The 12,057-nt window shown below is 72.6% G+C and carries 11 protein-coding genes; 1 reads left to right on the top strand and 10 read right to left on the bottom strand.

The window, feature by feature from the left end; translation table 11 throughout:
- Positions 1 to 13: 13 nt before the first annotated feature.
- The 7 genes from AB0L89_RS08395 to vioD form a co-directional block, all read right to left on the bottom strand.
- Positions 14 to 685 (bottom strand): PIG-L deacetylase family protein, encoded by a 672-nt coding sequence (locus AB0L89_RS08395; RefSeq protein WP_365136321.1) that lies wholly within the window; start codon positions 683 to 685, stop codon positions 14 to 16.
- A complete protein-coding gene (locus AB0L89_RS08390) occupies positions 682 to 1,680 on the bottom strand; it encodes an NAD-dependent epimerase/dehydratase family protein (RefSeq protein WP_365136318.1) in 999 nt (332 codons plus the stop codon). Before AB0L89_RS08390 ends, AB0L89_RS08395 begins: the two co-directional genes overlap by 4 nt.
- Positions 1,681 to 1,685: 5 nt before the next feature.
- A complete protein-coding gene (locus tag AB0L89_RS08385) occupies positions 1,686 to 2,738 on the bottom strand; it encodes a Gfo/Idh/MocA family oxidoreductase (RefSeq protein WP_365136315.1) in 1,053 nt (350 codons plus the stop codon).
- Positions 2,739 to 2,846: 108 nt separating this feature from the next.
- A complete protein-coding gene (locus AB0L89_RS08380; protein WP_365136312.1) occupies positions 2,847 to 3,566 on the bottom strand; it encodes a hypothetical protein in 720 nt (239 codons plus the stop codon).
- Between the two features lie 43 nt (positions 3,567 to 3,609).
- On the bottom strand, positions 3,610 to 4,638 hold the full coding sequence (gene vioC / locus AB0L89_RS08375) for an arginine beta-hydroxylase, Fe(II)/alpha-ketoglutarate-dependent (RefSeq protein WP_365136309.1): 1,029 nt from the start codon (positions 4,636 to 4,638) through the stop codon (positions 3,610 to 3,612).
- A gap of 56 nt (positions 4,639 to 4,694) precedes the next feature.
- Entirely contained in the window at positions 4,695 to 6,542 is a 1,848-nt protein-coding gene (locus AB0L89_RS08370) for a non-ribosomal peptide synthetase (RefSeq protein WP_365136306.1), read from the bottom strand.
- Complete coding sequence (gene vioD, locus AB0L89_RS08365) at positions 6,539 to 7,672, bottom strand: capreomycidine synthase (RefSeq protein ID WP_365136303.1); 1,134 nt, start codon at positions 7,670 to 7,672, stop codon at positions 6,539 to 6,541. The genes AB0L89_RS08370 and vioD overlap by 4 nt, the downstream gene beginning before the upstream one ends.
- A gap of 193 nt (positions 7,673 to 7,865) precedes the next feature.
- Here vioD and AB0L89_RS08360 point away from each other — a divergent pair, with 193 nt between their 5' ends.
- The gene (locus tag AB0L89_RS08360; protein ID WP_365136300.1) at positions 7,866 to 8,789 is read left to right on the top strand and encodes a macrolide 2'-phosphotransferase; all 924 of its coding nucleotides are present in this window, start codon (positions 7,866 to 7,868) and stop codon (positions 8,787 to 8,789) included.
- Between the two features lie 10 nt (positions 8,790 to 8,799).
- Here the strand turns inward: AB0L89_RS08360 and AB0L89_RS08355 are convergent, their stop codons facing one another.
- The 3 genes from AB0L89_RS08355 to gcvH form a co-directional block, all read right to left on the bottom strand.
- Positions 8,800 to 10,170, bottom strand: coding sequence for an L-serine ammonia-lyase (locus AB0L89_RS08355; RefSeq protein WP_365136297.1), 1,371 nt, complete (start codon positions 10,168 to 10,170; stop codon positions 8,800 to 8,802).
- Positions 10,171 to 10,366: 196 nt separating this feature from the next.
- Positions 10,367 to 11,629, bottom strand: coding sequence for a serine hydroxymethyltransferase (glyA, locus tag AB0L89_RS08350; RefSeq protein ID WP_365136294.1), 1,263 nt, complete (start codon positions 11,627 to 11,629; stop codon positions 10,367 to 10,369).
- A 23-nt stretch (positions 11,630 to 11,652) separates the two neighbouring features.
- The gene (gcvH, locus tag AB0L89_RS08345; protein WP_365136291.1) at positions 11,653 to 12,030 is read right to left on the bottom strand and encodes a glycine cleavage system protein GcvH; all 378 of its coding nucleotides are present in this window, start codon (positions 12,028 to 12,030) and stop codon (positions 11,653 to 11,655) included.
- Positions 12,031 to 12,057: the final 27 nt, after the last annotated feature.

Here is a 12,057-nt window from a genome sequence, read left to right as displayed (position 1 = left end):
CCTCCAGTCATGGTCAGGGCGTCGGCGGTACGGCGCCCAGGCTGAGCACCTCGAACACCTCGGCGTGATCCGTGCCCGTGGCGACCGCGCCCCGGTAGCGCGCCAGGGCGAGGACCGCCTCGTCCCAGGCGGCGTGCCGGAGCTGGGAGGCGTAGGCGCGCATGGCCTCGACCTTGCGGTCGACGAATCCGGTGACGTCCTCGGCGTACTGGTACTCGGGCAGGGGAGCCCACACCTCGTAGCCGAGCACCAGCCGGGGCATGGGGGCGGGCTCCCCGGTCTCGCCGAAGAAGGCGGACGTCGCCATCCACAGCGATTCCATGGCCAGTTGGTGCACCATGCGGTGCTCGACGTCGCCGTCGTGACGGTGCGGTACGTAGACGAGGTCGGGCCGGGTCTCGCGGATGAGCCGGACCAGGTCCAGGTGCACCTTGCGGGTGAGCCGGAAGTCCCGCGACGGCTCGTCGAGCACGACGCACCGGTGCACTCCCAGCGCGGCGTTGGCCTTGCGCGTCTCGTCGGCGAAGTCCGCATCGGTGCGCTCGGTGTCGTACAGGCTGCGCTCGCGGCCGATGACGACGGCGACCGTCACCTCGGCACCCTCGCTGGCGTGCTTGGCCATCGAGGCACCGCAGCCGATGACGTCGTCGTCGGGATGGGGGGCGACGACCAGGACGTTGGTCACAGGGCGGCCCCGGCGTCCGGCACGGGAGACTCGGCGCCCAGCCCGAACCAGCGCGCCCACATGGAGACCAGGACCATGCCCTCGTCGAGCGTGGTGGCACAGGGCACGCCCAACTGCCGGGCCGCCCGGTCGGAGACGACGCGTGCGGTGGCGCGGTACAGCTCCGCCTCCCAGTCCGGGACGTCCGCCGCGGCCGCGTCGTACGAGCCGGGTGCGAGCCCCCGGATCGTACGGAAGTGGTCGAAGAACCGGCCCCAGGTGGTGGTCTCGTCGGCCGCCAGCAGGAACCGGCCGCCCGCCACACCGGGGCGTGCGCAGGCCCGGAGCACGGCGTCCGCCACATCGTCCACGTACACGGCGTTGCACACGCCGCCGCCGGCACCGCTGGGCAGCACGGCGAAGTCGGCGGCCGGGCGGCGCAGCTGGGCGCCGGTCCACTGGTCGCCCCAGGGGCCGTAGACGACGCCGGGCTGCAGGACGACGACCTCCAGGTCCGGGCCGTTCGCCCGCAGGGCCAGTTCCTCGGCGGCGAGCTTCTGCTGCTCGTACTCGCGGTCGGCCGGGTCGGCGGGCCGGTTGGGGGCCTGTTCGTCGAAGGCGCCTTCGGTGGCGGCGTACACGTCGACGGTGCTGAGGTGCACCACGCGGCGCACTCCGGCGGCGCGGGCGGCGGCGAGGAGGTTCGCCGTGCCGTCGACGGTGGCCGCCCACCGCTCCGTCACGTCGCCGCCGCTGCCGAACGCGCAGTGCACGACCACGTCGCAGCCCTCCAGCGCCTGGCGGAGCGCATCGGGGTCGGCCAGGTCGGCGGTGCGGAAGTCCAAGCGGTCCTGGGGCAGCGTGGACAGCCGCGCCGCCCGGCCGAAGCCGCGGACCACGGCCCGCGCCTCGGCCCCGGTGCCCAGGACGAGCCGCTCGACGACGCGTCCGCCGATGAATCCGCTCGCGCCGGTGACGGCGACGCGGGTTCCGGTCAGCTCCTCGGTATCGATCATGTCGCTCAGGCTCCGCTCGTCGTGCGGTGGGTGGTCCAGGGCTGCGGCATGGCACGACGCGCCGGGCCGTGGTAGCAGGCGTCGATCAGGTCGACCACTCGCTTGCCGTCCTCGGCGGGTGAGTGGGGCGCCACTCCCGGCGTCCGGCCGGCCGCCGCGAAGTTGGCGAGCTGCTCCACGAACAGGGCCTCCCATTCGTTCTGCGCCGGGGCGACCGCGTCGACGTCGCCGCGGTGCAGCTCCTCCCCGGCATGGGTGGTCAGGGTGCACTCGCCCGCCGGGAAGTCGGTGCCGATGCTCACCTCGGCCTCACTGCCGGTGATGACGCAGGCGGTGCCGAGCGGGCGCAGTCGGCTGAGTTCGACGATCACGTCGACGGAGCCGAACCGCAGCCACGTGCGGCTCTCGCTCTCCACGCCGCCCAGCGAGTCGTCCTGGTGGTCCAGCAGCTTCATGTCGTTGCCCAGCCACCAGAAGAGCGTGTCGAAGACATGCGAGCCGGTGTCGGTGAGCACCCCGCCATGGGCGAGCCGCCGGTCGAACATCGACCACGTGACCGGCTCCCAGCTGTAGGGATGGCCCTCGGTCCAGCGCACGCGCCGGACGGTGCCCAGCGCTCCGCTGCGGATCAGCCGGCGCACCCAGGCGTACGCGGGGAACAGCCGCCGGGGGTGTGCCATGGCGAGCAGGGATTCCGGGTGGTCGGCGGCCGTCTTGAGGAGGTGTTCGGCATCGGCGGGGGTGGTCGTCATGGGCTTTTCCAGGAGGACGTGCTTGCCGTCCGCCAGGAGGTCGGCGGTCAGCCGGGCGTGCGCGGTGTGGGGCACGGCGACGACGGCGGCGTCGAACGAGCCGCGCGCCTCGTGCCAGGTGGCGGCCAGCTGCGGGGATTCCGTTCCACCGTGTTCCCGGTACACCGTCAGCGCGTCCTCGGCGTGGCCGAGGTCGGGGTCCACCAGGGCGGTGAGCCGGGCCCCGGGTACGTGCGGCAGGGCGGGCAGATGGCAGGCCCGCGCCGCCGCGCCGCAGCCGATCACGGCCAGGCGCAGTGAAGTCATCAGCACTCCGTTCGAGGTTCGGAAAGGGGAGGAGGAGAGGGACGGGAGGAGGGGAGGAGGGGAGGGACGGGAAGGGGGTTTCGCCGCCCGGAGGGTCGCGCTCGGGGGTCACGTCCGGTGGACGACCCACACGTTGGGTTCGACGTACGTGGCCGTGCCGTCCGCGTCGGCGCGCACCGGGGCCAGGGCGCCGGGCACGACGTACGGACCGGGTCCCGGCATGGGGGAGCCGAGCACCTGCTCCCAGCGTTTGATGGGCTGACGCACCGTCAAAGAGCGCTCGGCGATGGACAGTTGCTCGGCTCCGAGGCGCAGATGGGTGCGCAGCCAGGGGTCGAAGGGCGCACCGTCGGGGGTGCGCCAGCGGGTGTACTCGGCCAGCGGGACGAGCGGGTAGCGCGCCTTGTCCGTGGGCCGCACGGGGATGATGACGCCACGCCAGCCCGCGTCGGCCGCGGCTTGCCGCGCCCGGTCGAGCAGCAGCCGGGGTAGCCCCGCGCCGCGCTGCTCGCGGGCCACGGACACGGAGAGCAGACACAGCGCGGTGGGCCGCGCGGCGAGGTCGTCGTCGACGGCCCGCACCAGGACGTCGTCGGAGCCGCCGGGCAGGTCCGCCACGGTGCCGTTCCAGCGCACCGGCAGGCCGTTCGCCGCCGCGACGAGGGCACCGTCGGTGTCGGTGACGCACAGCTGGTGCGCCGCGAACCGCTCGTACAGGTGGTGCCAGCGCCAGTTCCCTGGCGACTCCCACGCCATGAAGGGCGGCATGTTCTCGGCGATCAGCCGGTCGACCGCGTCACGGAGTCCGGGCCTTTCGGAGAGCGGCACGACGGTCGGCCCTGGAGGGTGCGGAGGTGTGCCCACGGTGCCCCTAGCCGATCAGCCGGGAGTCGGCCGAGGCCCGCATCTCGCGGGACTTGCGCAAGTCGCTGGTGACGTTGATGCGCTTGAGCCAGCGGTCGCTGCCGTCGTAGCGCGCCCGGAAGGGCACGCGGCCGTGCACGGCCAGGTGGTTGTTGACGCACAGCACGTCTCCTTGGTCCAGGACGACGTTGCCGAGCGCCCCGTCCACCACCTCCGTGACGGCCTGGAGCGCGTCCCGGGCCTGCGGGTCGTCGTCCGGGACCTCCATGAAGTACGGGTCGAGCCGGAGGTACGGGGCACGGCGCGAGCCGTACAGCACGGCGACGCGCTCCCGGTTGCTGATCAGTCGCTCGATGCTGGCGAACCGCTCGGCGGCCTCGGCGTCGCCGGACGTCGAGTTGTTCTTGGGGAGGTGGGACTCGTCGGGAGCGATGTAGAAGCGCTTGGCGAAGAGCGTGTCGACGTGCTCGGGCGGGAGGGCGGACAGGTCCAGCTCGCCGACGGTCGTCGCGACGTCGTCCGGGTTGCGCAGGGCGGACAGCAGCAGGTAGTCGCCGCGGTACGGATGGAAGGCGTCCTCGATGTGCCAGGTGAGCAACTCGGAGCTGCCCGTGCCGAGTTGCTCGTGGTCGTGGCCCTTGATGGGGAAGACGTCGTGGACGAGCCGCCCGTCCTGCTGGGTGGCCCAGCCGAACGGCTCGCCGACGACGGCCCCGTACAACAGGAGCAGGATCTCCTCGGGGAACTCCGGCCCGGGGCGTTCGCGGTCGCGCCAGTGCCGGGGAGTGGTGCCGATCCGCTCGCTGTCGATGCGGTGACCGCTGAGCACGCAGTAGCCGCCGGCCTCCTCCAGCACGAAGCTGCGCAGGAACCTGCGGGTCCGCTCGGGTAACCCGGCGGCCAGGAAGGGCAGGTCGAATATCAGCTGCGGATCCTCCGGCGAGGCGTACTTCCGGGACAGCTCGATCGCCAGCTCAGCGGAGATCTCTGCTTCCCCCGCCGTCAGCTTCAGGACGTTTCGGGTTGCGGTCTGCACGGCTCTGGGTCCTTTCGCGGGGGTCCCGGGGGTGTCCGCCGGGACGGGTCGGTGCGTCAGCGGTGGCCGGCGAGGTGCTCGGCGAGCTGTCGGGGGGTGGGGCGGTCGAAGAGGGCGCTGACGCGCAGTGCGGCGGCCGCGGGCAGATCCGTGCGCAGCTCGCTCACCAGGCGCATCGCCAGGATCGACTGCCCGCCGTGGGCGAAGAAGTCGTCGTCGGGGCCCAGCGCGGGGGCCTGGAGCACGGTGCGGAACCGGTCCAGCACGGTGGTCAGCGGGCCGTCGGTGTCCTGCGCGGCCGGGGCGGACACGGCCGCGGGCGCCGCCCGTTCGCCGGCGGTGGCGCAGAGCGCGGCGAGCGCCGCCGTGTCGATCTTCCCGTGCGGGTTCTTGGGAAGCGCGGCGACCCAGTACATCCGGGTGGGGACGGCCCACTCCGGCAGGGCCGCGGCGACCGGGCGCGCGGCACGCCGCCGCCGCTCGCCGGTCAGCGGGCGGACGGTACCGGGCGCGGGGCGCCGCGCGGGGTCGGCCGGGACCAGGCAGGCCGTCAGGGAGCTGCCGTCCACGGGGTCGAGCAGGACCACCGCCTGGGCGACGTCCGCGTCGTCGGCCAGGGCGCGTTCCACGGCCGGGGCCTCCAGCCGGTGCCCGCGCACCTTGAGTTGGGCGTCGTCGCGGCCCAGGAACACGAGGTTGCCGTCGGGCAGGAAGCGCCCGAGGTCCCCGGTCGCGTACGTACGGGCGCCGGGCACGCGGTCGTGCGGGTCGGTGCGGAAGCGCCGGGCGGTCTGCTCGTCGTCGTCCAGGTAGCCCCGCGCCAGCGAGGGGCCGGAGACGTGGATCTCACCGGTCTCGCCCGCGGGCAGCACCCGGCTGTCGCGGCGCACGGTGACCGTGGCGTTGGCCAGGGGGATGCCGATGGGCACCTCGTCGGCGTCCTCGGGCAGTCGGCCGGTGTAGAGAGTGGAGGTCACGGTGCACTCGGTCAGTCCGTACACATGGACCAGTGCGGCCGACCGGCGCCGTTGCCACGCACGGTAGGCGACGGGGTCCATGCGCTCGCCGCCGACGAGCACCGCGCGCAGCGCGGGGGGCGTCGTGCGGCCGGTCGCGTCGAGCCAGCGGGCGTACTCGCGCCAGTACTGGGTGGACAGCTCCACCACGGTGGCCGCGCCGTCGTGCAGGGCCCGGTGCAGGTCCTCCGGTTCCAGGGGCCGGGTGTGCGGGCGGCACACGACGGCGCCGCCGGCGGCGAGCACCGGGAAGACCTCCTCGATCACCACGTCGAAGCCGAGGGAGGCGACCTGGAACCAGCGGTCGGACGGGGTGAGGGCCAGGCGCTCGCACAGCGCGTCGGCGAAGCCCGCCAGGGCGCCGCGCTCGATCAGGGTGCCCTTGGGGCGGCCGGTGGAGCCGGAGGTGAACAGGATGTACGCGAGCCGTCCTGCGTCGCGCTCGACCGCGCGGGGCCGGGCGGCGGGCGGCGCCGGGTCAGGGCCCGCCACCTCCAGCCGGGGGGTGCCGTGCGGCAGCGGTGCCCCGGCACCGTCGGCCCGGTGCAGCCAGACCGTCGCGTCGGCGCGACGGACGAGGTCCTCGCGCAGTCCGGGCGGCAGCCCGTCCTCCAGGACGGTGAACGCCGCCCCGGCCTTGAGCGCGGCCAGCATGCCCAGCACGGCGTCGCGGGGCCGGTCGAGGGCCAGGCCCACGACGGCTCCGGGCCCCGCCCCGGCTGCCGCGAGGCGCGCGGCGAGGGCCTCGGCGCGGGCGTCGGCGGTGCGATACGTCCACGTGTCCTCGCCCTCCAGCAGGGCGGGGGCGCCGGGGCTGAGCCGGACGTGGTGGTCCCAGCGGTCCAGGAAGTCCGCGGCGGGCGGGAGGTCCGCGCGTGCGCGGTTCATCGTCCGCCCCCTCGGCCCCCGGTGCCCAGGAACCGGGAGAGCCGGTCCAGGCCCTGGCGGAACTCGTCCTCGGCACCGCCGAAGCCCAGCCGCACGCCGTCGGGGCGGTCGAAGGCGGTGCCGGGCACCAGCAGCGTCCCGTACTGGTCGAGGAGGTCGAGGCAGAAGCGCTCGGTGTCGTCGACGCCGGGCAGGCCCAGCAGTCCGCACACGCCGCCCTGCGGGCGCTGCCAGGTCACCGCGTCGGCGTGCCGGGCGGCCCACGCGTCGAGCAGCGCGAGGTTACGGGCCGCCTGCCGGGCCCGGGGGCCGATCAGACGGGGGGCGGCGCGCATCGCGTGCAGGGCGATGCGCTCGACGAGGGGCGACAGGAACAGGGTCGTGCGGTCGCGCAGCGGGAACGTGCGCGCGATCAGACCGGGGTCGGCGATGCACCAGCCGAAGCGGAGTCCGGGCAGTCCGAACGTCTTGGAGAACGTGCCGTAGGAGAGGGAGTGCGGATAACTCAGCGTGGGATCGGGCAGCACTTCCGTGCCGTGCGTGATTTCCGCGAAGGCCGCGTCCCACACCAGTAACGCGCCGGTCTCGGCCACCCGGTCCACGAATTGTGCGTACCCGGCAGGGGAAAGCGTGCAGCCCGTGGGGTTGTGCGGAAAATTCACCACGACGGCCTTGGTGCCAGGGGTGATGACCGAGCGCAGCACGTCGTCGGGAAAGGCGCCTTCGGACAGCCTGGCCAGGGGCAGCTTCCGTATCTCGCAGCCCTTTTCCCGGGCGAAATGCCCCAGCGAATGGTAGATGGAGTCGGGCAGCACCACGCGGTCGCCGGGGGCCAGCAGGCTGCCCAGGGTGAGCGCGATGGCCTCGCTCGACCCGTGGGTCACCATCACGTGGTCGGCGCGCCCGGCCGCGTACCGGTCGGCGATCGCCTGCCGCAGCTCAGGGGAGCCCTGCGAGGTGCTGTCGTCCATGACGACGGCGTCCAGCTCCGCCTGCTCGATCCCGGCGATGCGACGTAATTCGGCAAATGAATAGGGCTGGACACCGCTGGAGCTGATGTCGAATTCGGCTTTGTCGAGGTTCCGCCGGTACCACTCCTCCAGTATGGGTGGGCCCGTCGGACTGATCACTGCGCCGTCGTTGATTACGCGCGACAAATTCAGCTCCATGATGGGTGGCGGCAAAGCGGGCAGTGGTTGCGCTACTGGGAAGCGAACCCCAGCGGCGTGGCGGTCCGCAAGCATGCCCGGGCGAAAGCGAGTCGACATTTCACCGGATGGAAACTTGGTTCGGACACGTTTCCGTGTGGGCACTTTCGCAGCCATGGACGGGATACCACTGAGCGTTCCGCGGATGCTGGACCGCGCCGCCGCGCACGGCATCGCGATACGCGGCGACACGGCGGCCGTGGACGAGACGGGCTGGGACTTCCGGGTCGTGCACGGCACGGACACCCGGGGCCGGCGGTGGATCCTGCGCAGTCCGCGCCGCGCCGAGGTGGTCGGCCCCGCGGCGGTGGAAGCCCGGCTGCTGCGCCTGCTGCGCACGCGGCTGCCGACCCGGCTGCCGCACTGGCACGTCCACGAGCCGGAGTTCATCGCCTACCCGAGGCTGCCGGGTTCCCCCGCCGGGACCGAGGACGCGCGGACGCTGCGCTACACGTGGGCGATCGACCCGTGCGCCCGCGGGGCCGACTACCCCGACGCCGTCGCCCGCGTGCTGGCCGCCCTGCACGCGGTGCCCCCGCGGGTGGCGACGGCGGCAGGCGTGCGGCACGTCCCGGCGGCCCGCTCGCGGGAGCACGCGGCCCGCCAGCTGGACGACGCGCGGGCCGCGTTCGGCCTTCCGGCGGCACGCTGCCGGGACTGGCGGCGGTGGCTGGCGGACGACGACGCGTGGCACGCCGACCCGGTGCTCGTGCATGGGGACGTGCACCCCGGGCACACCCTGGTGGCCCGGTCAGCGGACGGCGGCGGACGCCTCACCGGGCTGCTCGACTGGACCAATGCCCGGGTCGACGACCCCGCCCTCGACTTCGTCGATCAGTACTACGCCGGGGGACCGGCCGTGCTGGACGCGGTCCTGGACGCCTACCGACGGCACGGCGGCCGGGTGCGCCCCCGGATGCGCGAGCACATCGTGGCGCGGGCCGGTTTCCTCTGGGTCCACGTGTCCCTGCTGGGCCTGCGCACCGGTCGCCCGCACCTCGTGGACACGGCTGTCGGCCACCTGCGGAGCACCGGCTGAGCCTGATCCCTCAGCACTCGATGATGTTCACCGCGAGCCCGCCCCGGGCCGTCTCCTTGTACTTGACGCTCATGTCCGCGCCCGTGTCCTTCATCGTCTTGATGACCTTGTCCAGGGACACCTTGTGGGAGCCGTCGCCGCGCAGCGCCATCTTCGCGGCGGTGACGGCCTTGACCGCCGCCATGCCGTTGCGCTCGATGCACGGGATCTGGACGAGGCCGCCGACCGGGTCGCAGGTCAGGCCGAGGTTGTGCTCCATGCCGATCTCGGCGGCGTTCTCCACCTGGGAGGGGGAGCCGCCCATGACCTCGGCCAGGGCGCCCGCCGCCATCGAGCAGGCGGAGCCGACCTCGCCCTGGCAGCCGACCTCGGCGCCGGAGATCGAGGCGTTCTCCTTGAAGAGCATGCCGATCGCGCCGGCCGCGAGCAGGAAGCGGACCACGCCCTCCTCGTCGGCGCCGGGCACGAAGTTCATGTAGTAGTGCAGGACGGCCGGGATGATGCCCGCGGCGCCGTTGGTGGGGGCGGTGACCACGCGGCCGCCCGCCGCGTTCTCCTCGTTCACCGCCATCGCGTAGAGGGTGATCCACTCCATGGCGCGGGACTGCGGGTCGCCCTCGGCGCGCAGCTGGCGGGCCGAGTTGGCGGCGCGGCGGCGGACCTTCAGACCGCCCGGCAGGATGCCCTCGCGGGACATGCCGCGCGACACGCAGGACTGCATGACGCCCCAGATGTCGAGGAGGCCCGCGCGGATCTCGTCCTCCGTGCGCCAGGCCTTCTCGTTCTCCAGCATCAGCGCGGAGATGGACAGGCCGGTCTCGTCGGCGAGGCGCAGCAGCTCGTCGCCGGTGCGGAAGGGGTGCTTGAGGACGGTGTCGTCGGGGACGATCGGGTTCTCGCCCGCCACCGCGTCCTCGTCCACCACGAAGCCGCCGCCCACCGAGTAGTACGTCTTCTCCAGGACGAGGGCGCCCTCGTGGTCGTAGGCGAAGATCGTCATGCCGTTGGCGTGGTACGGCAGGGCCTTGCGGCGGTGCAGGACCAGGTCCTCGTCGAAGTCGAAGGCGATCTCGTGCATGCCGAGGAGGTTGATCCGCCCGGTCGATTTGATCTCCTCGACGCGGTCGTCGGCGCTCTCCACGTTCACCGTGCGCGGCGACTCGCCCTCCAGGCCGAGCAGGACGGCCTTCGGGGTGCCGTGGCCGTGGCCGGTGGCGCCGAGCGAGCCGTACAGCTCGGCCCGTATCGCCGTGGTGTGGGCCATCAGGCCCTCGTTCTTGAGGCGGCTCGCGAACATGCGGGCCGCGCGCATCGGACCGACCGTGTGGGAGCTGGACGGGCCGATGCCGATCGAGAACAGGTCGAAGACCGAGATGGCCACGGGAACTCCAAAGGTGGTTGGTAGACGCCGTTGTCTGCCGGGGTGGTGCAGAAGAACAAGGCGGTGCAGGAACGACGAACGCGCGAACGCGTGCGGCGGTACGGACACGTGGTGCGGGGCACCCCGCACACTGTGTTCACTGTCCAGTGTGCGGGGTGCCCCGACGTTTCGTACGTACGAACAAAAGCGTACGAAACTACTTCAGGCCGGGGTACAGCGGGTGCTTGTCGGCCAGAGCGGTCACGCGGGCCTTCAGGGCCGGGGCGTCGAAGCCAGGCTTGAGGGCCTCGGCGATGATGTCGGCGACCTCGCGGAAGTCCTCCGCCTGGAAGCCGCGGGTCGCGAGCGCCGGGGTGCCGATCCGCAGGCCCGAGGTGACCATCGGGGGGCGCGGGTCGTTCGGGACCGCGTTGCGGTTGACCGTGATGCCGACCTCGTGGAGGCGGTCCTCGGCCTGCTGGCCGTCGAGCTCGCTGTTGCGCAGGTCGACCAGGACCAGGTGCACGTCGGTGCCGCCCGACAGGACGTCGACGCCGACGGCCTTCGCGTCGTCCCGCACCAGGCGCTCGGCCAGGATGCGGGCGCCGTCCAGGGTGCGCTGCTGGCGCTCCTTGAACTCCTCCGAGGCCGCGACCTTGAAGGAGACGGCCTTGGCCGCGATCACGTGCTCCAGCGGGCCGCCCTGGAAGCCGGGGAAGACCGCGGAGTTCAGCTTCTTCGCGAAGTCCTTGTTGCGGGCCAGGATGACGCCGCCGCGCGGGCCGCCCAGGGTCTTGTGCGTGGTGGAGGTGACCACGTCCGCGAACGGCACCGGGTTGGGGTGCAGACCGGCGGCGACCAGACCGGCGAAGTGCGCCATGTCGACCCACAGGTACGCGCCGACCTCGTCGGCGATCCGGCGGAACTCGGCGAAGTCCAGCTGACGCGGGTAGGCGGACCAGCCCGCGATGATGACCTTGGGGCTGTTCTCCTTGGCCAGGCGCTCGACCTCGGCCATGTCGACCAGACCGGCCTCGTCCACGTGGTACGGGACCACGTTGAACTGCTTGCCGGAGAAGTTCAGGCGCATGCCGTGGGTGAGGTGGCCGCCGTGCGCCAGGTCGAGGCCGAGGATCGTGTCGCCGGGCTGGGCGATCGCGAAGAGGGCGGCCTGGTTGGCGGAGGCGCCGGAGTGGGGCTGGACGTTGGCGTACTCGGCGCCGAACAGCTCCTTGATCCGGTCGATCGCGATCTGCTCGGCGACGTCGACGTGCTCGCAGCCGCCGTAGTAGCGGCGGCCGGGGTAGCCCTCGGCGTACTTGTTGGTGAGGACCGTTCCCTGGGCCTCCATGACGGCGACCGGAGCGAAGTTCTCCGAGGCGATCATTTCCAGGGTGGACTGCTGGCGGTGGAGCTCGGCGTCGACGGCGGCGGCGACGTCCGGGTCCAGCTCGTGGAGAGGGGTGTTCAGAAGCGACATCACACGATCCCTATCGGTATGGGTCAGCCGGCGGTGAAGGCGGTGTACTCATCGGCGGAGAGCAGCTCGTCCGGCTCGTCCGTGATGCGCACCTTGAACAGCCAACCGCCCGTGAACGGCTCGGAGTTGACCAGCGACGGGTCGTCGACGACGTCCTGGTTGGCGGCGACGATCTCGCCGGTCACCGGGGCGTAGAGGTCGCTGACCGACTTGGTCGACTCCAGCTCGCCGCAGGACTCGCCCGCGGTGACCGTGTCGCCGACCGCGGGGAGCTGGGCGAAGACGACGTCACCGAGCGCGTTGGCCGCGTGCTCGGTGATCCCGACCGTCGCCACGCCGTCCTCGGTGGCCGACAGCCACTCGTGCTCCTTGCTGTAACGCAGCTGCTGGGGGTTGCTCATGACCTGAATTCTCCTGTACGCGGGTGA

Origin of the sequence: Streptomyces sp. NPDC052114, from assembly GCF_040680155.1 — a bacterium.
Classification (GTDB): Bacteria; Actinomycetota; Actinomycetes; order Streptomycetales; family Streptomycetaceae; genus Streptomyces.
Note: the sequence above shows the minus strand (reverse complement) of the source record. Positions and strands in the feature narration are given on the sequence as shown.

What these genes read in the sequence shown, in the direction of transcription:
- AB0L89_RS08385 (WP_365136315.1), bottom strand. Translation starts at nt 2,738, where the DNA reads ATGACTTCACTGCGCCTGGCCGTGATCGGCTGCGGCGCGGCGGCGCGG.
- AB0L89_RS08370 (WP_365136306.1), bottom strand. Translation starts at nt 6,542, where the DNA reads ATGAACCGCGCACGCGCGGACCTCCCGCCCGCCGCGGACTTCCTGGAC.
- AB0L89_RS08360 (WP_365136300.1), top strand. Translation starts at nt 7,866, where the DNA reads ATGGACGGGATACCACTGAGCGTTCCGCGGATGCTGGACCGCGCCGCC.
- AB0L89_RS08390 (WP_365136318.1), bottom strand. Translation starts at nt 1,680, where the DNA reads ATGATCGATACCGAGGAGCTGACCGGAACCCGCGTCGCCGTCACCGGC.
- gcvH (WP_365136291.1), bottom strand. Translation starts at nt 12,030, where the DNA reads ATGAGCAACCCCCAGCAGCTGCGTTACAGCAAGGAGCACGAGTGGCTG.
- glyA (WP_365136294.1), bottom strand. Translation starts at nt 11,629, where the DNA reads ATGTCGCTTCTGAACACCCCTCTCCACGAGCTGGACCCGGACGTCGCC.